This window comes from Conexibacter arvalis, assembly GCF_014199525.1.
In the GTDB taxonomy this organism is placed as follows: domain Bacteria; phylum Actinomycetota; class Thermoleophilia; order Solirubrobacterales; family Solirubrobacteraceae; genus Conexibacter; species Conexibacter arvalis.
Map to the genome: position 1 here is coordinate 157,083 of NZ_JACHNU010000009.1, position 25,423 is coordinate 182,505.

Sequence of the window (25,423 nt, forward strand, 5' to 3'; positions counted from 1 at the left end):
CTCCCCTCCTCCTCACGAGACTGCTCCTTCCGTCTGGGCGGCGTAGATGCCGAGCCCGCTGTCGGGGTCGAAGAAGTGCAGCGCGGCGGTGTCGACGGCCAGCTCGACCGTCTCGCCCTCCGCCGCGGTGGTGCGCGGCGCGAGGCGGCCGACGATCGTCGTCTCGCCGCCCTCCTCCAGCGTCTCGAGGCCGCCGCGGTCCTCGATCAGCTCTCTCACGTGCTCGGTCTCGGCCGAGCGCGCGGCGATCGTCGCGTGCACGTCGACCTCCGAGCCGAGCGCCTCGCGCAGCGTCACGTGCGCGCGCAGCCGCCGGTCGGCAGGGGCGTCGGCGGCGAGGGCCGCGTCCTGCAGCGACTCGGGCCGGATCCCGAGCACCAGCTCGCGCCCGCTCCAGTCGCGCAGCGCAGGTCGCGCCGCGATCAGCTCCTGCGGCAGGCTCAGCCGCTGGTCGCCGACGGTGACCGCGTAGGAGCCGTCGCCGTCGCTCGCCTCCAGCCGCGCCTGCACGAGGTTCATCGCCGGCGAGCCGATGAATCCGCCGACGAACAGGTTGACCGGCCTGTCGTACAGCTCCTGCGGCGTGGCGACCTGCTGCAGTCTGCCCTTGCGCATCACCGCGACGCGGTCGCCCATCGTCATCGCCTCGATCTGGTCGTGGGTGACGTAGATCGTCGTGACGCCGAGGTCGCTCTGCAGCCGCGCGATCTCGGCCCGCATCTGCACGCGCAGCTTCGCGTCGAGGTTGGAGAGCGGCTCGTCCATCAGGAACGCCTGCGGATGGCGGACGATCGCCCGCCCCATCGCGACCCGCTGGCGCTGACCGCCGGAGAGGTTGCGCGGCTTGCGCTTCAGCCACTCGGTCAGGTCGAGCACGCTCGCGGCGTCGCGCACGCGTCTGTCGATCTCGTCCTTGGGGACCTTCTTCAGCCGCAGCCCGAAGGCGATGTTCTCGTAGACGGAGAGGTGCGGATAGAGCGCGTAGCTCTGGAAGACCATCGCGATGTCGCGGTCGCGCGAGGGCACGTCGTTGACGACCCGCTCCCCGATCCGCAGCTCCCCCTCGCTGATCTCCTCCAGCCCGGCGACCATCCGCAGCGCGGTCGTCTTCCCGCAGCCGGACGGGCCGACCAGCACCATGAACTCCTCGTCGCCGATCTCCAGCTCCATCGACGAGACCGCGCGCGTTCCGTCTGGGTAGACCTTGCTGACGCGATCGAACCGAACCTCGGCCAACGAGCACCGTCCTTCCCGGTCGGGGCGGCAGCGGCCGCCCGCTCTCCTCCTCGACCAGTGGACTACCCTCGTCCGCGCCGTGGCCAAACGATCGCGCGCGCCCGCGCCGCCGAGCGTTCACCGGTCAGCTTCGAGACGCCGCCATCAAGCACGCGCGTCGTGCGACCGATCACAATGCTGTCTCGTCGAGGGAAGGGCCACGATTGCAGCACCACATGGGCGGGCTGCCGCTGCGGCGGATGCTCGCGGGGATCACCGCGCTCGGTCTGACGCTCCTGTTCGCGCAGGCGCTGACGGACTTCGGGGGCGTCTGGGTCGACGCGGTGATCGACGACGGCGTCTACCTCGCGCTGCAGCTCGGCGGCGCCGCCGCCTGCCTGGTGCGCGCGGCGCGCGTGCGCGACCGCCGGCCGGCGTGGCTGGCGATCGGCGCGGCGATCCTCGTCTACGCGCTCGGCGACGCCTGGTGGGGGCTGGAGAGCGGCCGCATAGACGCGTACACGTGGCCGGCCGACCTCGCCTACGTCGCCTTCTATCCGCTCTGCCTGACCGGCATGGCGCTGCTGCTCGCCGACGGGCGCGACCGCGTCGCCGCGCGGCTGTGGGTCGACGGGCTGATCGGCGGGCTGACGGTCGGCGCCGTCGCCGTCGCCTTCGCCTACGCGCCGGTGCTCGACGCCTCGCGCGTCTCGACGACGCAGACGGCGCTCTACCTCGCCTATCCGCTCGCCGACCTGATCCTGATCGGCTTCGTACTGACCGCGTTCGCGACGCAGGCGTGGCGGCCGGGCGGCGTGTGGGTGCTGCTCGGGCTCGGAACCGTCGTCTTCGCGACCGCCGACACGCTCTTCGCCTACCAGAGCGCGACCGGGACGTTCGACGACGACAGCGTCGTCTCGGCGCTGTGGCCGGCGGCGCTGGCGCTGTTCGGCTGGGCCGCGTGGCAGCCGTGGCGGCCGCGCAGGATCGAGCATGAGTTCGGCCGCCAGGCGTTCGCGCTGCCGGCCGCCTTCGCCGGCATCGCCGTGGCGCTCCTCTGCTACGGCCAGTTCGCCGACCTCTCCGCGGCGGCGGCGCTGCTGGCGACCGCCGCGCTGCTGGTCGCGACGGTGCGGGCGGGCTGGACCTTCCGCGCCCACACCCGGCTGCTGCGCGCGACGCGCGCGGAGGCGCTGACCGACGGGCTCACCGGGCTCGCCAACCGCCGCCGGCTGATGGCCGACCTCGAACGGGCGGTCGCGCGCGCCGGCGCGCGCGACGACGCCGGGCACACGCTCGTCTTCTTCGACCTCGACGGCTTCAAGGGCTACAACGACGGCTTCGGCCACGCCGCCGGCGACATGCTGCTCGACCGCCTCGCGAGCCGGCTCGCGGCGGTCGTCGACGGCCGCGGGCGCGCGTATCGCCTCGGCGGCGACGAGTTCTGCGTGCTGCTCCCCGGCACGCTCGGCGCGAACGACCCGCTGATCGCGCGTGCGGTCGCGGCGCTCGAAGAGCGCGGGGACGGCTTCGCCGTCGGCGCCTCCTACGGCGTCGTGACGATCCCGCACGAGGCCGACTCGGCGACCCACGCCCTCCAGCTCGCAGATCAGCGGATGTACGCGGCCAAGGACGCGTCGCGCCAGTCGAGCCGCCGGCAGACCTGCGACGTGCTGCTGCAGGTGCTGCGCGAGCGCGAGCCCGGACTCCACGACCACCTCAACGGCGTCGCGGCGCTGAGCGTCGCGGTCGCGCGAGCGCTCGGGCTCGGCAGCGAGCAGCGCGACGAGGTCGCGCGCGCGGCCGAGCTGCACGACATCGGCAAGATCGCGATCCCCGACGCGATCCTGCACAAGCCCGGGCCGCTCGACGACGACGAGTGGCAGCTGATGCGGGAGCACACCGTCGTCGGCGACCGGATCCTTGGCGCCGCCCCGGCGATGCGGCCGGTCGCGCGGATCGTCCGCTCCAGCCACGAGCGGTGGGACGGCGGCGGATACCCGGACGGGCTCGTCGGCGCGCGGATCCCGCTCGGCGCCCGCATCGTCGCGGTCTGCGACGCCTACGACGCGATGACGAGCGATCGGCCCTATCAGCGGCCGCTCGCCCACGACGCCGCGCTCGCCGAGCTGCGCCGCTGCGCCGGCAGCCAGTTCGACCCGACCGTCGTCGACGTGTTCTGCGCGGTCGTCGCCGACGGGCCGCCGGCGCCGGCCCCGGACGCGCCGACGCCGCCGGCGGCCGAGGCCGCCGACGGCGCGGTGCGCTGATTCCCCCGGGAAGGGCTGGTCGGTCGCTGCTAGGCGGCCTTGACGGCGGAGATGTCGAGCGCCAGCTTGACCTTGTCGCTGACGAGGACGTTGCCGGAGCCGAGCGCCTGGTTGAACTTCATCTCGAAGTCGCCGCGGTTGAGCTGGCCGGTGACGGAGAGGCCGACGCGCTCGTTGCCCCACGGGTCGGTGTCGGTGCCCTCGACGGTCGCCTCGAGCGTGATCGGCTTCGTGATGCCGTGGATCGTGATGTCGCCGGTGATCTTGAAGGTCTCCTCGTCGACCGGCTCGATCGCCGTCGACTGGAAGCTGATCTGCGGGTTGCTGGCGGCGTCGAAGAAGTCGGCCGACTTGAGGTGCTCGTCGCGCTGCGCCTCGCGCGTGTCGACCGAGGCGACCTCGACGGTGCCGGAGGCGCTCGCGCTCCCGTCCTCGCCGATCGTGAGGCTGCCCTGGAACTCGTTGAACTGGCCCTTCACGGTCGCGATGCCCATGTGCTTGACGGAGAACTGGACGACCGAGTGCGAAGGATCGACGTTCCAGGTGCCGGTGGGAACGGAGGTGACGGTGCTGGCGGACATTGGTGGTGCTTCCCTTCCTGACGGGTAATTGATTGCGTGCTCAACAACATACCACAAGTGCTTGCGCACGCAACTGTTATCCTCCTTCACATGGCCACGCCCCCGACACCACTCTCCCCGCTTCCCGCCCCGGCGGACCTCGCGGCGGACGACGGGGCGCCGGTCTGCGGCAACGCCGACGACTGGGAGAGCCTCTCAGCTGCCGAGAGCGGCGCCTGGCACGGCTTCCTCCAGGCCCACGCCGAGATCCAGGTCGAGCTGGAGCACGAGCTGCAGGCCGCGCACCAGCTCTCCTTCAGCGACTACTTCGCGCTGCTCGCGCTCGAGCGCGCGCCCGCGGGCAGACTGCGGATGCACGACCTCGCCAAGCCGGTCCGCCTCACGCGCAGCGGCCTCACGCGGCTGGTCGAGCGGCTCGAGCGCGTCGGCCTGATCGAGCGCACCCCCTGCGAGGACGACGCGCGCGGGACCGAGGCGCGCATCACCGAGCAGGGCCGCGCGCTGGTCCACGCCGCCTCCGCGACCCACCTCGCCGGCGTCCGCCGCCGCTTCCTCGAGCGCTTCTCCCCCGCCGAGCTGGCAGTGCTCGCCGAGCAGTTCGGCCGCCTGACCGCCTGACCGCGGAGCACGGCCGCGAGGGCCGCCCGGCGCCCGGTCCTCCATCCGGAGCAGGCGGCGCCCGGAAGGTCTGTACGGCTGGCCCACGGAATCTCGCCCCCCACGGCCGATCATTCCCTCCATGCAGAGCACCCCGCCGATCCGCCGCTACGTGATCGTCCGTCGCCGGGGCCGCGACGGCTCGACGGCGTGGAGCATGGAGCCCCTCGCTCCCTCCACGCACCGCAAGCCGCCCGCGCCGGCGGCCGCGCCGCGCCCCGAGCCGCGCGGCGCGCGCGCCGCGTAGCCGCCACCCACCCAGCGGCCGCACAGCGCGCCGGCCCCGGCCTGCCCTGAGCGCGCCGCCGGCGCCCGCCGCGCGGCGCGAGCCGCCTCAGCCAAGGTCGAGCTCGGGCACCGGGACGGCCGGCGTGCGGGCGATGTTGAGCGCCAGCGTCAGCAGCGATATGCCGGCCGGGAGCGCGCCGGCGGTCGCGGCCGGCGCGTCGGCCAGCCGCCGTTCGTAGGCGTCGATCAGCTCGACGATCGCGCGGCAGTGGGGCGCCTGCGGAGCGTCGGCCGGCACCGCGCAGGCCAGCCGCGCGAGGCTCAGCATCTCCGTCCCCTGCGATCTCGCCGCCAGCTGGCCGAACGCGGCCGTCAGGTAGGTGGCGACGCGGTCGAGCCGCGCGTCGACGGCGATCTCGGTCGCGCCGCTCGGCGCCGAGCCGTCGAGCGGGTCCGCGGCGGCGAGCAGGCGCTCGGTCTGCGCGCCGAGCACGAGCCGGATCCGCTCGTCGTCGATCCCCGCCTGCCGCGCGACGCGGATCACCTCGATCGCCGTCACCGGCGTGCGGCCGTACGGCGCGTCGGAGGCGAACAGGATCTGACCGGCGGGGACGGTCGCGAACAGCGCGAGCATGTCGCTCGGCGACCACCACGCCGTGTCGAAGTAGAGGTTCGGCAGCTCCTGCGCCTGCAGCCCGATCCACGACAGGTCGCTGATGCCGGCGTGCGCGAGGATCAGCCGCACGCCGGGGTAGCGCGTCGCGACCTGGACGGCGTGGGCGCCGAGCGACGGGATCCCCCGCCCAGCGTGGACGAGCACCGGGACGCGGCGCTCGTGGGCGAGCGACCACACCTCTTCGAGCCGCCGGTCGTCGAGCGTGAAGCCCTCGCCGCGCGGGTGGAGCTTCAGGCCGCGGGCGCCGGCGTCGAGCGTTCGCCGCGCCTCGTGCGCCGGGTCGGCGGCCGGGTCGACGCGGCCGAAGGCGAAGAGGCGGCCGCCGGAGTCGCGCGCCGCGGCGATCACCGCGTCGTTGGGCCCGGGGTAGCCGTCCGGCTCTCTCAGCGGGAAGACGACGCCGACGGCGCCGGCCGCCTCCAGGTGCGCGGTCAGCTCGGCCGGCGAGCAGCGCATCGTGTCCGGGTCGTGCTCGCCGACGTGCGTGTGCACGTCGATCACGACCGGGTCGCCGAGCGCGGCGCGCTCCTGCTCGTACCAGCGCAGCAGCGCTGGGTCGACCGACAGGTCCGGGCGGCTCACGCGGCTTCAGGCGCGCTTCGCGCGACGGCGCCTGCGCAGCACGACGACGGCGCCGAGCAGCGCGGCGGCGAGGCCGGCGAGCAGCGGCGCGCGCGACGGGCCGGGCGGCGGCTCGGGGCTCGTGAGGCTGACGTTGCCGTGGTGGCGGGGCGCCGGCATCGCGAACTCCTCGGCGGCGAGCACGTCGTGCGGCGGCGCGTCGGGGTCGGGCGGCTCGGGCAGCTCGACGGGCCCCTGCTGGTGGATCGCAGCGTCGGGCGAGGGGCCGGGGAACTCGTCCGCGGCGAGCACGTCGTGCGGCTCGTCGCCGGCGGCCCGCCCGGCGGGGCTCTGATCCGGCTCTCGTTCGCTCATCGCGGTCGATCTTTCCAGATCGCGGCCGGCGCAACCACCTCGTGGCCGAAATTCGCCCCTACAGCGGCTCTCGTGTAAAACTTGAGCGAGCTTGACTCAAATCAGCTCATACGAGCTATACTCGCTTACTCTTCGTAAGTCGAACGACAGGAAGTGACGCAGCGCATGAGCCGCCTTCTGCTCGTCCCATTGGAAGACGCCGTCGTCTTCCCCAACATGACGCTGACCCTCACCGTCGACGTCGGCAGCGAGGAGCGGGTCCTGCTCGTCCCGCGCCACGAGACCGACTTCGCCAACGTCGGCACCGTCGCCGACGTCGTCGAGCACGTCCGCCTCCCCGGCGGCGCGAGGGGCGTCACCCTCAACGGCCTCTATCGCGGCGTCGCCGGCGCCGCCCACACCGCGCCCGACGGCAAGCTCTACGTCGAGGTCGAGGAGCGGCCCGACGCCGAGCCGGTCGACGGCCGCACCCGCGCGCTGGAGCGCGAGTACCGCGCCGTCGTCGAGGAGCTGCTGGAGCTGCGCGGAGACGACGGGCGGATCCAGGCGTTCGTGCGCGCGATCACCGAGCCCGGCACGCTCGCCGACACCTCCGGCTACTCGCCCGACATCACCTTCGAGCAGAAGGTCGAGCTGCTTGAGACGCTCGACGTCACCGACCGCCTCGAGCTGGCGCTGAGATTCCAGCGCGAGCGGCTCGCCGAGCTGCAGGTCCGCCAGCGGATCCGCGACGACGTCCAGTCGGGCGCCGAGAGACAGCAGCGCGAGTACTTCCTGCGCAGACAGATGGAGTCGATCCGCAAGGAGCTCGGCGAGGACGACGCCAACGTCATCGACGAGTACCGCCGCAAGATCGCCGAGGCCGGCATGCCCGACCACGCGAGAGAGCAGGCGGAGAAGGAGCTGTCGCGGCTGGAGCGGCTCGGCGAGCAGTCGGGCGAGGCCGGCACGATCCGCAGCTACCTCGACTGGCTCGTCGCGATCCCGTGGAGCAGAAGATCGGAGGAGAAGCTCGACCCGATCGCCGCGCGCGCGGTGCTCGACGCCGACCACGCCGGGCTCGACGACGTCAAGGAGCGGATCACCGAGTACCTCGCGGTCCGCAAGCTGCGCCAAGACCGCGGCATCAGAGAGGACAAGCGCTCCGGCGCGATCCTCACCCTCATCGGCCCGCCCGGCACCGGCAAGACCTCGATCGGCGAGTCGATCGCGAAGGCGACCGGCCGCGAGTTCGTGCGCATGTCGCTCGGCGGCGTCCGCGACGAGGCCGAGATCCGCGGCCACCGGCGCACCTACATCGGCGCGCTGCCCGGCCGCCTCGTGCGCGCGCTGCGCGACGCCGGCACGATGAACCCGGTGATCATGCTCGACGAGGTCGACAAGGTTGGCGCCGACTGGCGCGGCGACCCGAGCGCCGCCCTGCTCGAGGTGCTCGACCCGGCCCAGAACCACTCCTTCCGCGACCACTACCTCGACCTCGAGCTCGACCTCTCCGGCGTGCTGTTCCTCGCGACCGCGAACGTCGCCGACTCGATCCCCGGGCCGCTGCTGGACCGCATGGAGGTGATCCGCTTCGACGGCTACACGACCGCCGAGAAGACGGCGATCGCCCGCGGCTACCTGTGGAAGCGGCAGCTGGAGCGCAACGGCCTGCGGCCCAAGGAGGTCGAGATCTCCGACGCGCTGCTGGAGCAGGTCGCGACCGAGTACACGCGCGAGGCCGGCGTCCGCCAGCTCGAGCGCACGCTCGGCACGATCCTGCGCAAGACCGCGACGAAGATCGCCTCCGGGACCGCGCAGGCGCCGGTGACGATCGACCTCGACGCCGTCCGCGACGCGCTCGGCCGCCAGAGGTTCTTCCAGGAGGCGGCGATCCGGACGGCGGTGCCGGGCGTCGCGACCGGCCTGGCGGTGACCGGCACCGGCGGCGACGTGCTGTTCGTCGAGGCGGTCCGGATGCCCGGCAAGGACGGGCTCGTGCTGACCGGCCAGCTCGGCGACGTGATGAAGGAGTCGGCGCGGATCGCGCTCAGCTACGTGCGCGGCCACGCGCGCGAGCTGGGGATCGACGAGCACGTCTTCGACGACCACGGCGAGTTCCACGTCCACGTCCCGGCCGGCGCGATCCCGAAGGACGGCCCGAGCGCCGGCGTCACGATGGTGACGGCGCTGACCTCGCTGCTGTCGGGCCGCGCCGTCAAGCACACCGTCGGCATGACCGGCGAGGTGACGCTGCAGGGCCGCGTGCTGCCGATCGGCGGGGTCAAGCAGAAGGTGCTCGCGGCCCACGCCGCCGGGCTGACCGACGTGATCCTGCCGGAGCGCAACCGCGGCGACCTCGACGACGTGCCCGAGGACGTCCGCGAGCAGATGACGATCCACTTCGCGATGACCGTCGACGAGGTCCTCGCCGTCGCGCTCGAGCCCGAGCGGGCGGCCGCCGCGGCGTAGCGCGCCCCTCCCCCGACGATCGCGTCCGTCCCGTGCGCCGCCGTGGCGCACGGGACGCAGCGCAGGCTGGACGTTTCGTCGGCGCGCGGACAGGTAGCTTGCAGGCATGAGCACGACGATCACCGCCTCGCAGGAACAAGCCGTCATCGAGCGGGTCCCCAAGGGGCTCTTCATCGGCGGCGAATGGCGGGATGCCACCGGGGGCGGGACGCTCGCCGTCGAGGATCCCTCGACGACGGCGACCCTGACCGAGATCGCCGACGGCACGCCCGACGACGCGCTCGCCGCGCTGACCGCCGCGCACGAGGCGCAGGCGTCGTGGGCGAAGCACCCGCCGCGCGAGCGCGGCGAGATCCTGCGCCGCGCCTTCGAGCTGATCGCCGCCCGCACCGACGAGCTGGCGCTGCTGATGACGCTGGAGATGGGCAAGCCGATCTCGGAGGCGAAGGGCGAGATCGCCTACGCGAACGAGTTCTTCCGCTGGTTCTCCGAGGAGGCCGTGCGGATCGAGGGCCGCTACGCGACGGCGCCCAACGGCGTCGGACGGATGCTGACGATGAAGCAGCCGGTCGGCCCCTGCCTCTTCATCACGCCGTGGAACTTCCCGCTCGCGATGGGCACGCGCAAGATCGGCCCGGCGATCGCCGCCGGCTGCACGATGGTCGTCAAGCCGGCGCAGCAGACGCCGCTGTCGATGCTGGCGCTGGCGCAGATCCTCGAGGAGGCCGGCCTGCCGAAGGGCGTCCTCAACGTGATCACGTCGAGCAGATCGGGTTCGCTGATGGCGCCGCTGATCAGCGACCCGCGCGCCCGCAAGCTCTCCTTCACCGGCTCGACCGCGGTCGGCCAGAAGCTGATGGAGCAGGCCTCCGAGCAGCTGCTGCGGATCTCGATGGAGCTCGGCGGCAACGCGCCGTTCCTCGTCTTCGACGACGCCGACGTCGACGCCGCCGTCGAGGGGGCGCTGCTGGCGAAGATGCGCAACATGGGCGAGGCCTGCACCGCCGCCAACCGCTTCCACGTCAGCGCCCGGGTTGCCGACGAGTTCACGACCAAGCTCGCCGAGCGGATCGGCGCGCTGAAGGTCGGCCGCGGGACCGAGGAGGGCGTCCAGGTCGGCCCGCTCGTCGACGGCAAGCAGCGCGACACCGTCCGCGGCCTCGTCGACGACGCCCTCTCCAAGGGCGCGACGGCCGTCGTCGGCGGCATGGACGCCGACGGCGAGGGCTACTTCTTCAAGCCGACGGTGCTCGCCGACGTCTCCGAAGACGCCGAGCTGCTGCGCGAGGAGATCTTCGGCCCGGTCGCACCGGTGATCTCCTTCGACGACGAGCAGGCGGCCGTCGCCGCCGCCAACAGAACGCAGTACGGCCTCGTCGCCTACGTCTTCACGCAGGACGTGAGACGGGCGCTGCGGGTCGTCGAGGGCCTCGAGACCGGCATGGTCGGCCTCAACCAGGGGATCGTCTCCAACGCCGCGGCGCCGTTCGGCGGCGTCAAGCACTCCGGCTTCGGCCGGGAGGGCGGTCGCGAGGGGATCGAGGAGTACCTCGACACGAAGTACGTCGCGATCAACCTCGACTGATCGCCTGCCCACCCGACCGGCGGCCTCGCGCGCGCGTTCGCGGGGCCGCCGGCGCGGGCGCTTCCCGCGCGGCCGCCTGAGGCGCGGCCGCGCCACGATCGCGCAGCATGGCGCGTGCGGCGCTCGCCCCCGGTGGAGATTCGCCGCGCGCGGCCGATCAGACCGGGCATGCCCCGCCCGTTCCGCCCGCTCGTCGGCCTCGCCCCCGCGCTCCTGCTGCTCCTCCTGCCGGCGCTCGCCGCGGCCGCCGCGCCGCCGCGCCAGCAGCACGCGATCGTCGGCGGCACGCCGGCCGCCGACGGCACCTTCGGGCCGCTCGCGTTCGTCACCTCGCAGACGAGCGCGACGACGGCGATCGCCTGCACCGGCACGGTGATCGCGCCCGCGATCGTCCTCACCGCCGCCCACTGCCTCCTCGACGCGGCGACCGGCGCGCCGCGTCCCGCCGGCGGCGTCGTCGTGACCGTCGGACGGCTCGACCGCCGCGCCCCCGGCGGCCAGCTGCTGACGGCCGCGCGCCTGCTCGTCCACCCCGCCTACGACCCGCGCGAGCTGCGCGCCGACCTCGCGCTGATCGTCCTCTCCTCCGCCGCCGCGGCGTCGCCGCTCGCTGTCGCCGGCGCCGACGACGCCGGCCTCGCCGTCGGCGGCGCGACGGCGACGATCGCCGGCTGGGGCCTGTCGGCCCCGAGCGCCGCGACCGCCGCGCAGCGCCTGCTGACCGCGACGACGACGATCCTCGACGCCGGCGCCTGCCGCCGCCTGCTCGGCGCCGGCTTCGATCCCGTCGGCACGCTCTGCGTCGTCGACGCGCCGGCCTTCGCCGCGGCGACCTGCCGCGGCGACAGCGGCGGGCCGCTGATCGTGCTGCGCCCCGACGGGACGCCGGTCGTCGTCGGCGTGACGAGCTGGGGCAGCCAGGACTGCGACCCGCGCGTCCCGCAGGCGTTCACGCGACTGTCGACCTACGCCGGCTGGATCGCGTCGCAGGTCGCCTCCTCGCCGACGCCGCCGGAGCCGCCGCCGGCGCCCGTCGCCGCGGTGCCGACCGCCGAGACCCGCGGGGACGGCGGCCCGCCCGCGGCACGCGCCGTCGCCCCGCGCGGCGGCGAGCCCGCCGCCGCACATCCGCGGACCCGCGCCGGCTGGTACCGCGGCCGCACCGCTCAGCGCCGCGCCGTCGCCGTCGACGTCGCCGCCGGCGGCCGCGCCGTCGCCACCGTCCGCGTCACGCTCGCCGGCCGCTGCGCGGCGCCCCGCGCTCGCAGCGCGAGCAGCCGGGCGTCCGGCTCCGCCGCCGGCCGTACCGTGGCTGCTCGCGGCGCCGCCGTCCGCCGCACCGCCGCTCCCCCCTCCCGCCGCTCGTTGCGCACCGCGGTGCTGCGGCTGCCCGCGCGGGCCGGCCGCCTCACCGACGGCAGCCGCTTCGCCGCGCCGGGCGACGCCGCGCGCGGGGTGCGGCTGCGGGTCGCCGGCCGCTTCGCCGGCGATGTGGTCCACGGCTCCGTCCGCGCGACGTGGCGCGACCGCGCCGCGCGCTGCGCGACCGGTCCGGTCGCCTTCAGCGCCCGCCGATAGCGCTGCGCCCGGCCGCGCGAGCGACCGCGGCCGACCGCGGCGCTCGCCCCGCGATCGGGGTGCAAGTCGCCCCACCGCGGCGCTCGCCCCGCGCTCGGGGTGCGAGCGCCGCCCCGCTCACGCCCCGAGCGCGTCCGGCCCGAACGAGAGCGTGCGGATCACCGGCTCGCCGGCCTGGTCGGAGGCGTCGAGGTCGACCTCGGCGACGATCGCGAAGTCGCGGTTGCCGTCGGGGTCGTCGACGATCTGGCGGACGGCCCAGCGGCGGCCCTCGCCCGGCGGGTCCCTGTCGATCAGCAGCAGCTCCGGCGAGCGCGCCTGCGGCCCGACGCCGATCTCGTCGTACTCGTCCCAGTAGGCGCCGAGCGCGTCCTCCCACGCGGCGGCCCGCATCGTCACCCGGGCCGGCCCGTCGGTCAGCGCGGCGGCGGCCGCGTCGAGCTGGGCGAGCTGGTCGAAGCGGTCGCGGGCGGCCAGCTGGATCTTCTGGAACATCGCGTTGCGGACCATCGTCCCGAAGGCGCGCGCGTTGGCGGTGATCGGCCGCGCGGGCGGCGGCGGCGCGCCGGCGGCGATCGCCTCGGTCGCGGCCGAGACCGCCTCGGGGTCGGTCAGCGCCTCCCACTCGTCGAGCAGGCTCGAGTCGGTCTGCCGGATCGTCTCGCCGAGCCATTCGATGATCTCGGAGAGCTCCTCGGTGCGGACCTGCTCGGGGACCGTCTGGCGCAGCGCCCGGTAGGCGCTGGAGAGGTAGCGCAGGACGATCCCCTCCGAGCGCGCGAGCCCGTAGTGGGAGACGAACTCGGTGAAGCTCCGCCCCCACTCGTGCATGTCGCGCACGACCGCCTTGGGCGACAGGTCGGACTCGCGCACCCACGGATGGGTCTCGCAGAAGGCGCGCAGCGCCTCGCGCAGCTCGTCGCCGAGCGGCTGCGGGTAGGTGACCTCCTCGAGCAGCTCCATCCGCTCCTCGTACTCGATCCCCTCCTCCTTCATCGCCGCGACCGCCTCGCCGCGTGCCTTGTGCGCCTGCGCCATCAGCACCGGGAAGGGGTCGTCGAGGATCGCCTCGACGACGGAGAGCACGTCGAGCGCGTACGTCTCGGCGTCGGGGTCGAGCAGCTCGAAGGCGACGAGCGCGAACGACGCCAGCGGCTGGTTGAGCGCGAAGTCCTCCTGCAGGTCGACGGCGAGCCGCAGCGTGCGGCCGTCGGGGTCGGGAGCGGGCAGCCATTCGAGCACGCCGGCGTCGACCAGCTCGTCGCCGAGCGCCTGCGCCTGGGCGGAGAGGCGGCGCCGGCCGCGCTCGTCCTCGTGGTTGTCCTCCATCAGCGCCCGCATCGTCTCGATCGGGTCGGCCGGCTGGTTGACGACGTTGAGGATCATCGCGTGGTCGACCCGCATCCGCGAGACGAGCGGCTCCGGCACCGCGCCCTTCAGCCGCTCGAAGGTCTCCTCGGTCCAGGTGACCGTGCCCTCCGGCGGTCCTCTGACCTGGACCTTGCGGCGCTTCTTCGGGTCCTCGCCGGCCTTCGCCAGCGCGCGGTTGCGCTCGATCACGTGCTCGGGCGCCTGCACGACGACGTAGCCGGAGGTGTCGAACCCGGCCCGGCCGGCGCGGCCGGCGATCTGGTGGAACTCGCGCGCCTTCAGCAGCCGGTGGCGGGCGCCGTCGTACTTCGCCAGCGAGGTGAAGACGACCGTCCGGATCGGGACGTTGATCCCGACCCCGAGCGTGTCGGTCCCGCAGATCACCTTCAGCAGGCCGGCCTGGGCGAGCTGCTCGACCAGGCGCCGGTAGCGCGGCAGCATGCCGGCGTGATGGACGCCGACGCCGCTGCGCACCAGTCTCGACAGCGTCCGTCCGAAGCCGGCGGTGAAGCGAAAGGCGCCGATCGCCTCGGCGATCGCGTCGCGCTCGTCGCGCGTGCAGAGCTTCGCCGACTGCAGCGACTGCGCCCGCTCCATCGCGGAGGCCTGCGTGAAGTGGACGACGTAGATCGGCGCGCGGTCCTCGCGCACCAAGTCCTCCAGCAGCTCGTGCAGCGGCTCCTCCGACCAGGCGTAGCTGAGCGGGACCGGCCGCTCGGCGTCGTCGATCAGGACCGTCTCGCGACCGGTGCGGCGGGTCAGGTCGGCGGTGATCGCGCCCACGTCGCCGAGCGTCGCCGACATCAGCAGGAACTGCGCCTGCGGGAGGGAGAGCAGCGGCACCTGCCACGCCCAGCCGCGCTGCCCGTCGGCGTAGTAGTGGAACTCGTCCATCACGACCTGGCCGACGTCGGCGCCGGCTCCCTCGCGCAGCGCGATGTTCGCGAGCACCTCGGCGGTGCAGCAGATGATCGGCGCCTCCGGGTTGACCGACGCGTCGCCGGTGAGCATCCCGACGTTCTCGGCGCCGAAGATCGCGCACAGCGCGAAGAACTTCTCCGACACGAGCGCCTTGATCGGCGCCGTGTAGAAGGTGACGCGGTCCTCGGCGAGCGCCGCGAAGTGGGCGGCCGTCGCGACCATCGACTTGCCGGAGCCGGTCGGCGTCGCGAGCACGACGTTGCTGCCGCTGAACAGCTCGATCGCCGCCTCCTCCTGGTGCGGATAGAGGCTCAGCCCCTGCTCCTCCGCCCAGTCGATGAAGGCGTCGTAGAGCGAGTCGGCGGTCGGCTCGGTGGGGATCGCGTCGAGAAGGGTCATGCGTCGGCGCTCCACGGTACCCGCCGCGGCCGCTCGGCGAGGCGCTCGCACATCGCCCTTGACTTCAAGCGTGGTTGAAGTCCTAAGGTGCCCTGCGATGTTCCTCCGACTGCTCCTCGAAGCCGCGGCAGCTGACGACCGGAAGGCGCGGGTAGCGCGGGAAGGACGGGTCGTCCTTCGACCGCTTGCAGAGCGAGAAGACCGAGCCGCGCGTGTTGCCGACCACTCTCTGGTGGCGGCAGCGCGCACAGAGGCCGACCGAGGGTGCGCCCATGAGCCCAACTATACTTTTTGAAGCATGAAGACGTTCCGGCGACTGCTGACCTTCCTCTCCCCGTACAGGAAGGGCGTCGCGGTCTCGTTCCTGCTCGCCGCCGCCGCGATGGGCGCCACCGTCGCGATCCCGTGGCTGACCGGCGCGGCGATCGACGCGACGCGCGAAGGGGACAAGAGCCATCTGATCTGGCTCGCCGTCGCCGTCGCCGCCGCCGGCCTGCTGCGGCTCGCCTTCAGCGTCGGCCGCCGGCTCGTCTCCGGCACCGTCTCGCTCGGCGTCGAGTACGACCTGCGACAGCGCCTCTACGCCCATCTCCAGTCGCTCGAGCTCGGCTTCTTCGACCGCCAGCAGACCGGCCAGCTGATGTCGCGCGTGACCGTCGACCTGCAGTCGGTCCGCTTCTTCCTCGGCTACGGGCTGATCTTCATCGGCCAGGCGGTCTTCACGATCCTGCTCGCCGGCATCGCGATGTTCCTGCTGCGGCCGGAGCTGGCCGCGATCGCGCTCCTCCCCGTCCCCTTCGTCGTGATCGTCGCCTTCCGCTTCGGCCGCCGCGCGCGGCCGGCGCAGCAGGAGGTGCAGCAGCGCGTTGCGGAGCTGACCGCCGCCGCCGAGGAGAACGTCTCCGGCGTGCGCGTCGTGAAGGCGTTCGCGCGCGAGGAGCGCCAGCTCGGGCGGTTCGCCCACCAGGTCGGCCGCGTCTTCGACCAGTCGATGGTCGCCACCCGGCTGCAGGCCTTCTACGCCCCCTTTCTCGGCTTCCTGCCGAACCTCGGCCTCGCCGCGATCCTGTTCGTCGGCGGGCGCGAGGTGATCGACGGCTCGCTGACGGTCGGCGAGTTCACCGCCTTCTACGCCTACCTGCTGATGCTGATCGGGCCGATGCGGATGCTCGGCTACATGCTCGGCTCGGCCCAGCGCGCGACCGCCTCCGGCGCGCGGATCTTCCAGCTGCTCGACCGCGCGCCGGCGATGGCGATCCCCGACGACGCGCCGCCGCTGCCGGCCGGCGACGGCCGCGTCGAGCTGCGCGGCGTCTCGCTGACCTTCGAGGGCGCGCACCACCCGGCGCTGCGGGAGATCGACCTCGACGTGCCGGCCGGCACGACGGTCGCGATCGTCGGCGCGACCGGCTCCGGCAAGACCGCGCTGGTCAGCCTCCTCCCGCGCCTCTACGACGCGACCGAGGGCGCCGTGCTGATCGACGGCGCCGACGTGCGCGCGGTCGACCCAAGGGCGCTGCGCAACGAGGTCGCGGTCGTCACCGACGACCCCTTCCTCTTCTCCGCGACCGTCCACGACAACATCGCCTACGCCCGTCCCGACGCGACCCGCGAGGAGGTCGAGCTGGCCGCCCGCCGCGCCCGCGCCGACGGCTTCGTCCGCGAGCTGCCGGAGGGCTACGACACGCTGATCGGCGAGCGCGGCCTGACGCTGTCGGGCGGCCAGCGCCAGCGGATCGCGATCGCCCGCGCGCTGCTCGCGAACCCGCGGATCCTCGTGCTCGACGACGCGACCTCGTCGGTCGACGCCTCGACCGAGCAGGAGATCAAGCAGGCGCTGCGCGAGGTGATGGCCGGCCGCACGACCTTCGTGATCGCTCACCGCCTCTCGACGATCGCGCTCGCCGACGAGATCGTCGTGCTCGACCACGGCGAGATCGTCGCCCAGGGCGACCACGAGTCGCTGCTCGACGACAGCGAGCTGTACCGCGAGATCGCGCAGAAGGGCCTGCCCGACCAGGTCTTCCTGACGCGCGCCAAGGAGGAGGTCGCATGAGCGGGCGCGACGGCGGAGAGCCGACGCGCGGCCAGCCGGGCCGCGACGAGCGGACCGACGCTCGCCGCTACCAGGAGGGCGCGAGCGCGCTGGCGAGCGGCGCGATCGGCAGCGAGACGAGCGCCGGCCGCGAGGCCGACCGCCTTGCCGACCTGCGCCGGCGGCTGCGCCAGACCTCCGGCCGCGGCCGCAAGCTGCGCGGGCTGCTGGTGCTGCTGCGCCCCTACCGCGGCCGCGTCGCGCTGATGTTCCTCGGCCTCTTCCTCGCGACCGGCGCCGCGCTCGCGCCGGCGCCGCTGGCGAAGCTGGCGATCGACGAGGGGATCCGCAAGAGAGACGTCGCCGCGCTCGACTGGATCGTCGTCGCCTTCGTGATCTCCGCGCTCGTCTACTGGGGCGCGACCTACCTGCAGACGTACATGACCGGCTGGGTCGGGCAGCGCGCCCTGCAGGACCTGCGCATACAGCTGTTCGAGCACATCCAGTCGCTGTCGCTCGGCTTCTACTCGCGCAACCGCTCCGGCGTCGTGATCTCGCGCCTGACCAACGATGTGCAGGCGCTCGACAGCCTCGTCTCCGACGGCGTCACGACGCTGTTCCAGTCGACGCTGATGCTGCTCGGCGTCGTCGTCACGCTGCTGATCTTCGACGTCGAGCTGGCGCTGTGGACCTTCCTCGCGATCCCGCTGCTGATGCTCGGCGCGCTCGCCTTCCGGATCGCCTCCGCCGACGCCTTCCGCCGCACGCGCGAGCGGATCGCGTCGATCACCGGCTACCTGCAGGAGACGCTGTCGGGGATCCGCGTCGTGCGCTCCTTCGGCCAGGAGGCCCGCCACCTCGACCGCTTCGCCGAGCTGAACGAGGCCAACCGCAGAGCGAACATGACGACCGTCTACCTGAACGCGTCGTACTTCCCGGCGGTCGAGCTGCTGTCGGCGCTGGTGACGGTCGCGATCCTCGTGATGGGCGGCATCCAGGTGATCGAGGGCAACACCTCGACCGGCGTCGTGTTCGGCTTCATCGCCGCGCTCAACAACTTCTTCGACCCGATCCAGCAGCTGTCGCAGCTCTACACGACCTACCAGTCGGGCATGGCCGCGCTCGACAAGATCTTCGAGCTGCTCGACGAGGAGCCGGAGCTGCGCGACAAGCCCGACGCGATCGCGCTGCCGCCGATCCGCGGCGAGCTCGTCTTCGACGGCGTCTCCTTCCGCTACGGCGGCGTCGACGACGACGAGGCGGCGTGGGCGCTGCGGGAGATCGACCTCGTCGTCCCGCCCGGGCAGACGGTCGCGCTCGTCGGCGAGACCGGGGCCGGCAAGTCGACCTTCGCGAAGCTGGTCGCGCGCTTCTACGACCCGACCGAGGGGACGGTCTCGATCGACGGCCACGACCTGCGCGACGTCACCGCCCGCTCGCTGCGCGAGCAGATGGGGATCGTGCCGCAGGAGGGCTTCCTCTTCAGCGGGACGGTCGCCGAGAACATCGCCTTCGGCCGGCCGGAGGCGACGCGCGAGGAGATCGCGGCGGCGGCCGCCGCCGTCGGCGCCGATCGCTTCGTCGAGGAGCTCGACGACGGCTACGACACCGAGGTCGGCGAGCGCGGCTCGCAGCTGTCGGCCGGCCAGCGCCAGCTGATCGCGTTCGCGCGGGCGCTGATCGCCGACCCGCGGGTGCTCGTGCTCGACGAGGCGACCTCGAACGTCGACATCCACACCGAGGCCCACATCGAGCACGGGCTGAGGCGGCTGCTCGCCGGCCGGACGGCCGTCGTGATCGCCCACCGCCTCTCGACGATCCGCCACGCCGGCAAGATCGTCGTGCTCGAGCACGGCCGCATCGTCGAGCAGGGAACGCACGACGAGCTGATCGCCGTGGAGGGCCGCTACTGGGCGCTCTACCGCGACTGGGCCGAGCAGGCCGCAGCCTGACATCACACCGGACTCATCCGCTTCAGCGGCGGGCCTCCCGGCAATCACCCACTCGGAACTCCCGCACATCCGGAGGAGGCGAGTGATGGCCGACGAGAACAAAGGCGTCGTCTACATGGGGCCTGGCACGGTCGAGGTGCAGTCGACCGACTACCCGGGCTTCATGCTCAAGGACGGCCCGGGGGTTCACCCTGACAGCGTCGGGCGCGAGGCGCATCACGGCGTGATCCTGCGCGTCGTCTCGACGAACATCTGCGGCAGCGACCAGCACATGGTCCGCGGCCGCACGACCGCGCCCGAGGGGCTGATCCTTGGGCACGAGATCACCGGGGAGGTGATCGAGAGAGGACGTGACGTCGAGTTCATCAACGAAGGTGATCTCGTCTCCGTCCCGTTCAACATCGCCTGCGGGCGCTGCCGCGCCTGCAAGGAGCGCAACACCGGCGTCTGCCTGACGACCAACCCCTCACGCCCCGGCGCCGCCTACGGCTACGTCGACATGGGCGGCTGGGTCGGCGGTCAGGCCCGCTACGTGATGGTGCCCTACGCCGACTTCAACTGCCTGAGATTCCCCGACAAGGACCAGGCGATGGAGAAGATCCTCGACCTCACGATGCTGTCGGACATCTTCCCCACCGGCTACCACGGCTGCGTGACCGCCGGCGTGACGACCGGCACCACCGTCTACATCGCGGGCGCCGGACCGGTCGGGCTGGCCGCCGCCTTCGCCGCGCAGCTGCTCGGCGCGGCGGCCGTGATCGTCGGCGACCTGATCCCCGAGCGGCTCGAGCAGGCGCGCAGCTTCGGCTGCGAGACGATCGACGTCTCCAGAGGCGACCCGAAGGATCAGATCGAGCAGATCCTCGGCGAGCCGGAGGTCGACTGCGCCGTCGACGCCGTCGGCTTCGAGGCGCGCGGCCACGGCGAGGCCGCCAAGGAGGAGCGGCCGGCGACCGTCCTCAACTCGTTGATGGACGTCACTCGCGCGGCCGGCAGACTCGGCATCCCGGGTCTGTACGTGACCGGCGACCCCGGCGCCCGCGACGACGCCGCCAAGGAGGGGTCGCTGTCGATCCGGATCGGACTCGGCTGGGCGAAGTCGCACGTCTTCACGACCGGCCAGTGCCCGGTGATGAAGTACCACCGTGGGTTGATGCAGGCGATCCTCCAGGACCGCGCCCCGATCGGCAGAGCGGTCAACGCGACCGTCATCCCGCTGGAGGATGCCCCGCAGGGCTACAGAGACTTCGACAGAGGAGCGGCGAAGAAGTTCGTCCTCAATCCTCACGGCCTGATTCCGGCCTGAGGCCGTCGAGCTCTCGCTCGATCGCCTCGACGCGCGCGACCACGGCATCGAGCCGCGGGTCGCGCGCGCCGAGCGTCGTGCGGGCCCCCATCGCGTAGGCGTACTCGTAGGAGGCCAGCAGTCGTCTCAGCTCGGCACGCAGCTCTGCCTGACGGTCCATCCGCATGAGGGTACGCCTTCCGGTGTACCGTTCACACCGTGTCGCGCGCCGAGTTCGCCCTGCTCGACGGCGCCGCCCCGGAGGAGGTGGCGGAGCTGCTGTCGCACGGACGCCGCCGCACCTTCGCCTCCGGCGAGATCGTCTTCCACGCCGGCGACCCCGCCGACTGCATGCACCTCGTCCGCAGTGGGCGCTTCGCCGTTCGCATCGGGACCGAGTTCGGCGATGTCGCGACCCTCAACGTCGTCGGCCCCGGCGACGCCTTCGGCGAGCTGGCGCTGCTGACGCCCGGGGCGCCGCGCAGCGCGACCGTCGCGGCGCTGGAGCGAGGCGAGACGCTGTCGGTCCACGAGATCGACTTCCGCCGACTGCGCAGCGCGCGGCCGCAGACCGATGCGCTGCTGGCACAGCTGCTCGCCGCGCGCGTGCGCCAGCTGTCGGGGCAGCTCGTCGACGCGCTGTACCTGCCGGCCGAGACGCGGGTCCGGCGGCGGCTGCTCGACGTCGCCGCGGCCTTCGGCGACGGCGACGACTCCGGCGACGGCTCCGGCGACGGCGCGACGGTGCCGCTGACGCAGGAGGAGCTGGCGGGCCTCGCGGGCACCTCGCGCGCGACCGTCAACAGAGTGCTGCGCGAGGAGCAGCAGCAGGGCACGCTCGAGCTCCACCGCGGCCGCACGACGATCGTCGACGCCGCCGCGCTCGAGCGGCGGGCGCGCGGGCTGTTCGGCTAGCGCCTCCGCGTCCGGCGCTTCGCTCTCGCCCGCGCTCTGGCCGGCGCTCTCGCCCCCGCTCTGGCCGGCGCGAGGTAGCGTCTGCCGCGCGTCACGAGCGTTCTCCGTCTCAGCGCGAAGGCGGTCACCGCGACCCGGCCCTCCTGGACGACGAACAGCGTGCCCGGGCGCGGATCGCGCGGGCAGCGGTCGATCGTCGTCCAGCGCGTGCCGCGCACGATCGCGGCGCCGTATCTGCCGCTGACCTCGATCCGCCCCTGGGCATGGACCTTCACGCGCCGCCCCTTTCGCTTGCGCTTCGCCCGCTTCTTCGCCGCGCCCGCGAGCGGACGTCTCGCGGCGCCTCTGCGCACGGCCGCGCGGCAGCCGGCGAGCGGGCCGGAGAGCACCAGCGAGCCGGGCCGCTGGCCGCGGTCGAGCCGCCGCGGCTGGCGGACGACGAACCGCCCCTCGGAGGCGACGACGCTCGCGCTGCGCGAACGGGCGCCGCGCGTCGTGGCGAACAGGAGCGAGACCCGCCCGCGCGTCGCGTCGAGCTCGCTCCCGAGCGGGACGTTCGCAACGGCGCCGAGTCGGACGAAGCGGCGTCTGCCTGGCAGGCGGATCCGGATCGTCCCGCCGACCGGCGCCGCGACGGCGCTGCGGCCGAGCACGGCGGGCGCGACGCCGGGGGGGACCGCGATCGGAGGCGGCGGGTCAGGGGCTCTTCTCGGCGGCGGGGTCGTGGTCGGCTCGGGAGCGATCGCGCGGACGCGGTGGTTGAGCGCGTCGGCGATCCACACGCGGCCGGCGCCGTAGGCGAGCGCGCGCGGACGGGAGAGCTGCGCGGTGCCCGGCGGCCCGCCGTCGCCGCTGAAGCCGAGCGCCCCGGTGCCGGCGATCGTGCGGATGACGCCGGCCGGGTCGACCTCGCGGATCCGCTCGTTGCCCGCGTCGGCGATCGCGATCGCGCCGTCGGCGCGGACGGAGACCCCCTCCGGCTCGTTCAGCGCCGCCGCGGTCGCGGGGCCGCCGTCGCCGGCGAAGCCGGCCGTCCCGTGGCCGGCGACGGTCGTGATCGTCCCGGCCGCGTCGACCCGCCGGACGCGGTGGTGGCCGGTGTCGGCGATCAAGAAGCCGCCGCCGGCGAGCGGGACGACGCGGGCGGGCGCGCTGAGGGTGGCGCTCGCCGCCGGTCCGCCATCGCCGAGCGCTCCGCTGAAGGCGTTGCCGGCGACGGTCGTGATCGTCCCGCTCGCGTCGACCCGCCGGATGCGGTCGTTGCCGGTGTCGGCGATCAGGAAGCCGCCGTCGGGGAGCGCGGCGACACCGCCGGGGCTTCTCAGGAAGGCGGCCGCGGCCGGTCCTCCGTCCCCGCCGAAGGTCGCGCTGCCGATCCCCGCGACGGTCGTGATCGTCCCGCTCGCGTCGACGCGGCGGATCCGGTGGTTGAACGTGTCGGCGATCAGGAAGCCGCCGCCGGGGAGCGCCGCGACGCCGCGCGGCTGGTTGAGCCGCACCGACGGATCGGTTGCCGCCACGCCGCTGCCGGCGAAGCCGCTCGCCGCGCCGCAGCAGGGGCCGGCGCCCGCGACCGTCGTGATGACCCCAGTCGCGTCGACCCGCCGGATGCGGTGGTTGGAGGTGTCGGCGATCAGGTACGCCTCGCCGGCGGCGCCGAGCGGCGCGACGTCGGAGGGCGCCGTCAGCAGCGCGCTCGTCGCGACCCCGCCGTCACCGGCGAAGCCGCCGTCTCCGCCGCCGGCGACGGTGTCGATCCGGTCCGCGGCGCGCGCGTCGACCGCCGCGAGGGCGAGCAGGAGGACGGCGAGCGATGCCAGCAGCGTGCGTCTCATGGAACCGGATCGTGGCGCACCGAGCGCCGCCGGCACTGTCGCAGACTTCGCCCCCGCCGTGTCGAATGCGCGACACTGCGCCGATGCTCAGCCGACCGGTGCGCGCGCTGCTCGTCGGGCTCCTCGCGGCCGCGTTCGCGGGGGCCCTCGCGCGCACCTCGCCGCTCGAGCGCGCCGAGCTGGCCACCGTCGACGCCCGCTTCGACGTGCGCGGAGCGCGGGGCGCGCATCCGGAGGTCGCGGTCGTCGGGATCGGCGAGTCGACCTTCCAGGCGCTGCGGACGCGCTGGCCGTTCCCGCGCCGCCTCCACGCCGAGGCGATCGACGCGCTGCTGGCGGCCGGCGCCAGAGCGGTCGCCTACGACGTCCAGTTCTCGGAGCCCTCGACCCCGGCCGACGACCGCGCGCTCGTCGCCGCGGCGCGGGACCCGCGCGTCGTCATGAGCACGTCGGAGCTGGCCCCGGACGGCGGGCCGTACCTCCTGCCCGGGCTGACCCGCGCCCCCGCGCGCGCCGGCTACGCGCTCTTCCCGATCGACCGGGACGGGACGATGCGCGAGCTGGAGGCGACCGTCGAGGGCGTCCCCCACCTCGCCGTGCTCGCCGCCGGCGGCGACCCCGGCGCGCCGACGCGCCCGATCGACTTCGCCGGGCCGTCGGGGACGGCGGAGACGCTGCGCTTCGAGGACGTGCTCGACGGCTCGCTCGACCCCGCGGCCGTGCGCGGGAAGGTCGTCGTCGTCGGCGCGACCGCGCCGAGCCTCCAGGACGTCCACGCCGTGCCGGTCGGCGGCGTCATGCCGGGCGCCGAGATCCACGCGAACGCCGTCCAGACGGTGCTCGACGACTACCCGCTGCGGGAGGCCCCGTCGCTGCTCGCGGCCGTGCTCGTGCTCGCCGCCGGACTGCTCGCCCCGCTCGCAACCGTCCCGGCCGGCGCGCCGGCCGTGGTGCTCGGACGCGCGCTGCTCGCGGGCGCGCTCGGCGCCGCGGCGCTGCTCGCCGGCGCGCAGCTCGCCTTCGCCGCCGGCACGATCGTCCCGGTCGCGACGCCGCTGCTGGCGCTGCTGCTCGGGACGGCCGGCGCGGTCGCGCTGACCTACCTCGTCGAGGTGCGCGCGCGGCGGCGGCTGCGCGCGGTCTTCGAGCGGTTCGTCGCCCCGGCCGTCGCGACCGAGCTGCTCGACCGCGACCACCGCGAGCGGGAACGCGACGGCGCCGCCTCGCTGCCGAGCCGCCGCACCGAGGCGACCGTCCTCTTCTGCGACCTGCGCGGCTTCACGACGCTCGCCGAGCGGCTCGACGCCGAGCAGGTGATCGCCGTCCTCAACCGCTATCTGGAGGCGGTCTCCGGCTCCGTCCTCGACCGCGGCGGCACGGTCGTCTCCTACCAGGGCGACGGGATGATGGCCGTCTTCGGCGCCCCGCTGCCGCAGCCCGACCACGCCGCCCGCGCGCTCGCGGCCGGCCGTGCGATCCTCGACGAGGCGCTGCCCGCCTTCAACGCCTGGCTGCTGGAGGAGCGGCTCGCGGAGGCGCCGCTGGAGGCGTGCGTCGGCCTCAACAGCGGAACCGTGATGGCCGGCGTGCTCGGCTCCAGACGCCGCGTCGAGTACGCCGCGGTCGGCGACGCGACCAACGTCGCCGCGCGGCTGCAGGCGCTCGGCCGCGACCGGCCCGGCCGCCTGTTCGTCTCCGCAGCGACCGTCGCCGCGCTCGGCGCCGGCGACCACCACGGCCCAGGCGGCACAGGTCGCGCCGACGACGGAACGGGACGCGCCGCGGCAGCGGGCCTGAGGCCGCTCGGCGCGGTGACGCTGAAGGGCCGCGGCGAGCCGGTCGAGGTCTGGTCGGCGCCATGAGGCGCTGACCCGCCTCCAGCCTCTCTGTCGACCTGCGCCCGCCGCACCCTTTGCGCCGCCCCTGCCGCCCGTGCTGCCCGCGCTGCGCACGCTGCGCGCGCTGCCCGCGCTGCCCGCGCCGCCCGCGCCGCCCGCGCCGCCCGCGCACGGTCCTCCGCGGGAGCGCGCCTCTCCGGTGCCAGTGTCATGACATGACGGGGGCGAGGACGTCATGTCATGACACTCCGAAAGACATGTCACGCAACGAGGTGATCCAGTTCCGCGTCTCCGAGTCAGAGAAGGCGTCGATCGCACAGGAGGCGGCGCGCCGCGGCCGCAGCGTCGCCTCCTATCTGCGGACGGTCGCGCTCGCCTCCGCACCAGAGGCGCCGGCCGTGGCGCTCAGACGGCTGCCGGCCGAGGAGCGGGTCGCACGGCTGTTCACCGAATACCTCCAGGCCGGCAGAAGACCTGCCGACGCCGCGTTCTCCGCCAAGCTCCAGCTGTTCCTGCGCTGGCCGAATGACGCGCTGCAGCTGTTCGATCCCTGGTCGCCGTCGCCGTCGAGCAAGGCCGACGACGGCGAAAGCCCCGCCTGAGAGGGTGTCGCACAAACCCCGGCCTGTGGCCGGGGTTTGTGCTGTCCGGGGGCTTTAAGACGATGCCGTGGTCGGCGTCGTCGGGGAGGTGCT

At 73.9% G+C, this 25,423-nt stretch carries 20 protein-coding genes; 12 read left to right on the plus strand and 8 right to left on the minus strand.

The window, feature by feature from the left end; translation table 11 throughout:
- Nucleotides 1-12: 12 nt before the first annotated feature.
- Nucleotides 13-1,236, minus strand: a complete 1,224-nt coding sequence (locus tag BDZ31_RS22620) for an ABC transporter ATP-binding protein (protein WP_183345413.1) — start codon at nucleotides 1,234-1,236, stop codon at nucleotides 13-15.
- A gap of 203 nt (nucleotides 1,237-1,439) precedes the next feature.
- Between BDZ31_RS22620 and BDZ31_RS22625 the strand changes: the two genes are divergently transcribed.
- Entirely contained in the window at nucleotides 1,440-3,485 is a 2,046-nt protein-coding gene (locus BDZ31_RS22625) for a diguanylate cyclase (RefSeq protein ID WP_221243274.1), read from the plus strand.
- Between the two features lie 29 nt (nucleotides 3,486-3,514).
- On the opposite strand, the gene BDZ31_RS22630 is transcribed toward BDZ31_RS22625, so the two are convergent.
- Nucleotides 3,515-4,066 carry a YceI family protein gene (locus BDZ31_RS22630; protein ID WP_183345416.1) on the minus strand — a complete coding sequence of 184 codons (552 nt, stop codon included), beginning with the start codon at nucleotides 4,064-4,066 and terminating at the stop codon, nucleotides 3,515-3,517.
- 90 nt (nucleotides 4,067-4,156) lie between these two features.
- Between BDZ31_RS22630 and BDZ31_RS22635 the strand changes: the two genes are divergently transcribed.
- On the plus strand, nucleotides 4,157-4,684 hold the full coding sequence (locus BDZ31_RS22635) for a MarR family winged helix-turn-helix transcriptional regulator (protein ID WP_183345418.1): 528 nt from the start codon (nucleotides 4,157-4,159) through the stop codon (nucleotides 4,682-4,684).
- A gap of 121 nt (nucleotides 4,685-4,805) precedes the next feature.
- The gene (locus BDZ31_RS22640) at nucleotides 4,806-4,970 is read left to right on the plus strand and encodes a hypothetical protein (protein WP_183345420.1); all 165 of its coding nucleotides are present in this window, start codon (nucleotides 4,806-4,808) and stop codon (nucleotides 4,968-4,970) included.
- 87 nt (nucleotides 4,971-5,057) lie between these two features.
- Here BDZ31_RS22640 and BDZ31_RS22645 read toward each other — a convergent pair whose 3' ends face one another.
- Together BDZ31_RS22645 and BDZ31_RS22650 are read right to left on the minus strand one after the other, a co-directional pair.
- Nucleotides 5,058-6,209, minus strand: coding sequence for an amidohydrolase family protein (locus BDZ31_RS22645; protein ID WP_183345422.1), 1,152 nt, complete (start codon nucleotides 6,207-6,209; stop codon nucleotides 5,058-5,060).
- 6 nt (nucleotides 6,210-6,215) lie between these two features.
- On the minus strand, nucleotides 6,216-6,563 hold the full coding sequence (locus BDZ31_RS22650) for an LPXTG cell wall anchor domain-containing protein (protein ID WP_183345424.1): 348 nt from the start codon (nucleotides 6,561-6,563) through the stop codon (nucleotides 6,216-6,218).
- A 165-nt stretch (nucleotides 6,564-6,728) separates the two neighbouring features.
- Between BDZ31_RS22650 and lon the strand changes: the two genes are divergently transcribed.
- The 3 genes from lon (at nucleotide 6,729) to BDZ31_RS22665 (ending at nucleotide 12,177) form a co-directional block, all read left to right on the plus strand.
- Nucleotides 6,729-9,014: an endopeptidase La gene (gene lon, locus BDZ31_RS22655; RefSeq protein WP_183345426.1), complete on the plus strand. Its 2,286-nt coding sequence runs from the start codon at nucleotides 6,729-6,731 to the stop codon at nucleotides 9,012-9,014.
- Nucleotides 9,015-9,120: 106 nt separating this feature from the next.
- On the plus strand, nucleotides 9,121-10,599 hold the full coding sequence (locus BDZ31_RS22660) for an NAD-dependent succinate-semialdehyde dehydrogenase (protein WP_183345428.1): 1,479 nt from the start codon (nucleotides 9,121-9,123) through the stop codon (nucleotides 10,597-10,599).
- A 168-nt stretch (nucleotides 10,600-10,767) separates the two neighbouring features.
- Nucleotides 10,768-12,177, plus strand: a complete 1,410-nt coding sequence (locus tag BDZ31_RS22665) for a S1 family peptidase (RefSeq protein ID WP_183345430.1) — start codon at nucleotides 10,768-10,770, stop codon at nucleotides 12,175-12,177.
- 117 nt (nucleotides 12,178-12,294) lie between these two features.
- Here the strand turns inward: BDZ31_RS22665 and BDZ31_RS22670 are convergent, their stop codons facing one another.
- Together BDZ31_RS22670 and BDZ31_RS22675 are read right to left on the minus strand one after the other, a co-directional pair.
- On the minus strand, nucleotides 12,295-14,868 hold the full coding sequence (locus BDZ31_RS22670; RefSeq protein ID WP_183345432.1) for a DEAD/DEAH box helicase: 2,574 nt from the start codon (nucleotides 14,866-14,868) through the stop codon (nucleotides 12,295-12,297).
- Between the two features lie 82 nt (nucleotides 14,869-14,950).
- Entirely contained in the window at nucleotides 14,951-15,142 is a 192-nt protein-coding gene (locus BDZ31_RS22675) for a hypothetical protein (RefSeq protein ID WP_183345434.1), read from the minus strand.
- 24 nt (nucleotides 15,143-15,166) lie between these two features.
- Here BDZ31_RS22675 and BDZ31_RS22680 point away from each other — a divergent pair, with 24 nt between their 5' ends.
- The 3 genes from BDZ31_RS22680 to fdhA all read left to right on the plus strand — a co-directional run bounded on the left by BDZ31_RS22680 (nucleotide 15,167) and on the right by fdhA (nucleotide 20,161).
- Nucleotides 15,167-16,924, plus strand: coding sequence for an ABC transporter ATP-binding protein (locus BDZ31_RS22680; RefSeq protein WP_183345436.1), 1,758 nt, complete (start codon nucleotides 15,167-15,169; stop codon nucleotides 16,922-16,924).
- Entirely contained in the window at nucleotides 16,921-18,855 is a 1,935-nt protein-coding gene (locus BDZ31_RS22685) for an ABC transporter ATP-binding protein (protein WP_183345439.1), read from the plus strand. The genes BDZ31_RS22680 and BDZ31_RS22685 overlap by 4 nt, the downstream gene beginning before the upstream one ends.
- 85 nt (nucleotides 18,856-18,940) lie before the next feature.
- The gene (fdhA, locus tag BDZ31_RS22690; protein ID WP_183345441.1) at nucleotides 18,941-20,161 is read left to right on the plus strand and encodes a formaldehyde dehydrogenase, glutathione-independent; all 1,221 of its coding nucleotides are present in this window, start codon (nucleotides 18,941-18,943) and stop codon (nucleotides 20,159-20,161) included.
- Here fdhA and BDZ31_RS22695 read toward each other — a convergent pair.
- Nucleotides 20,133-20,321, minus strand: coding sequence for a hypothetical protein (locus tag BDZ31_RS22695; protein WP_183345443.1), 189 nt, complete (start codon nucleotides 20,319-20,321; stop codon nucleotides 20,133-20,135). The two genes, fdhA and BDZ31_RS22695, sit on opposite strands and share 29 nt — an antisense overlap.
- 38 nt (nucleotides 20,322-20,359) lie before the next feature.
- Here BDZ31_RS22695 and BDZ31_RS22700 point away from each other — a divergent pair, with 38 nt between their 5' ends.
- Nucleotides 20,360-21,055 (plus strand): cyclic nucleotide-binding domain-containing protein, encoded by a 696-nt coding sequence (locus tag BDZ31_RS22700; protein ID WP_183345445.1) that lies wholly within the window; start codon nucleotides 20,360-20,362, stop codon nucleotides 21,053-21,055.
- On the opposite strand, the gene BDZ31_RS22705 is transcribed toward BDZ31_RS22700, so the two are convergent.
- Nucleotides 21,052-22,890, minus strand: a complete 1,839-nt coding sequence (locus BDZ31_RS22705) for an NHL domain-containing protein (RefSeq protein WP_183345447.1) — start codon at nucleotides 22,888-22,890, stop codon at nucleotides 21,052-21,054. The genes BDZ31_RS22700 and BDZ31_RS22705 overlap by 4 nt on opposite strands.
- 83 nt (nucleotides 22,891-22,973) lie before the next feature.
- On the opposite strand from BDZ31_RS22705, the gene BDZ31_RS22710 reads away from it, so the two are divergent.
- The gene (locus BDZ31_RS22710) at nucleotides 22,974-24,752 is read left to right on the plus strand and encodes a CHASE2 domain-containing protein (protein WP_183345448.1); all 1,779 of its coding nucleotides are present in this window, start codon (nucleotides 22,974-22,976) and stop codon (nucleotides 24,750-24,752) included.
- A 233-nt stretch (nucleotides 24,753-24,985) separates the two neighbouring features.
- Nucleotides 24,986-25,330, plus strand: a complete 345-nt coding sequence (locus tag BDZ31_RS22715) for a plasmid mobilization protein (RefSeq protein ID WP_183345450.1) — start codon at nucleotides 24,986-24,988, stop codon at nucleotides 25,328-25,330.
- Nucleotides 25,331-25,423: the final 93 nt, after the last annotated feature.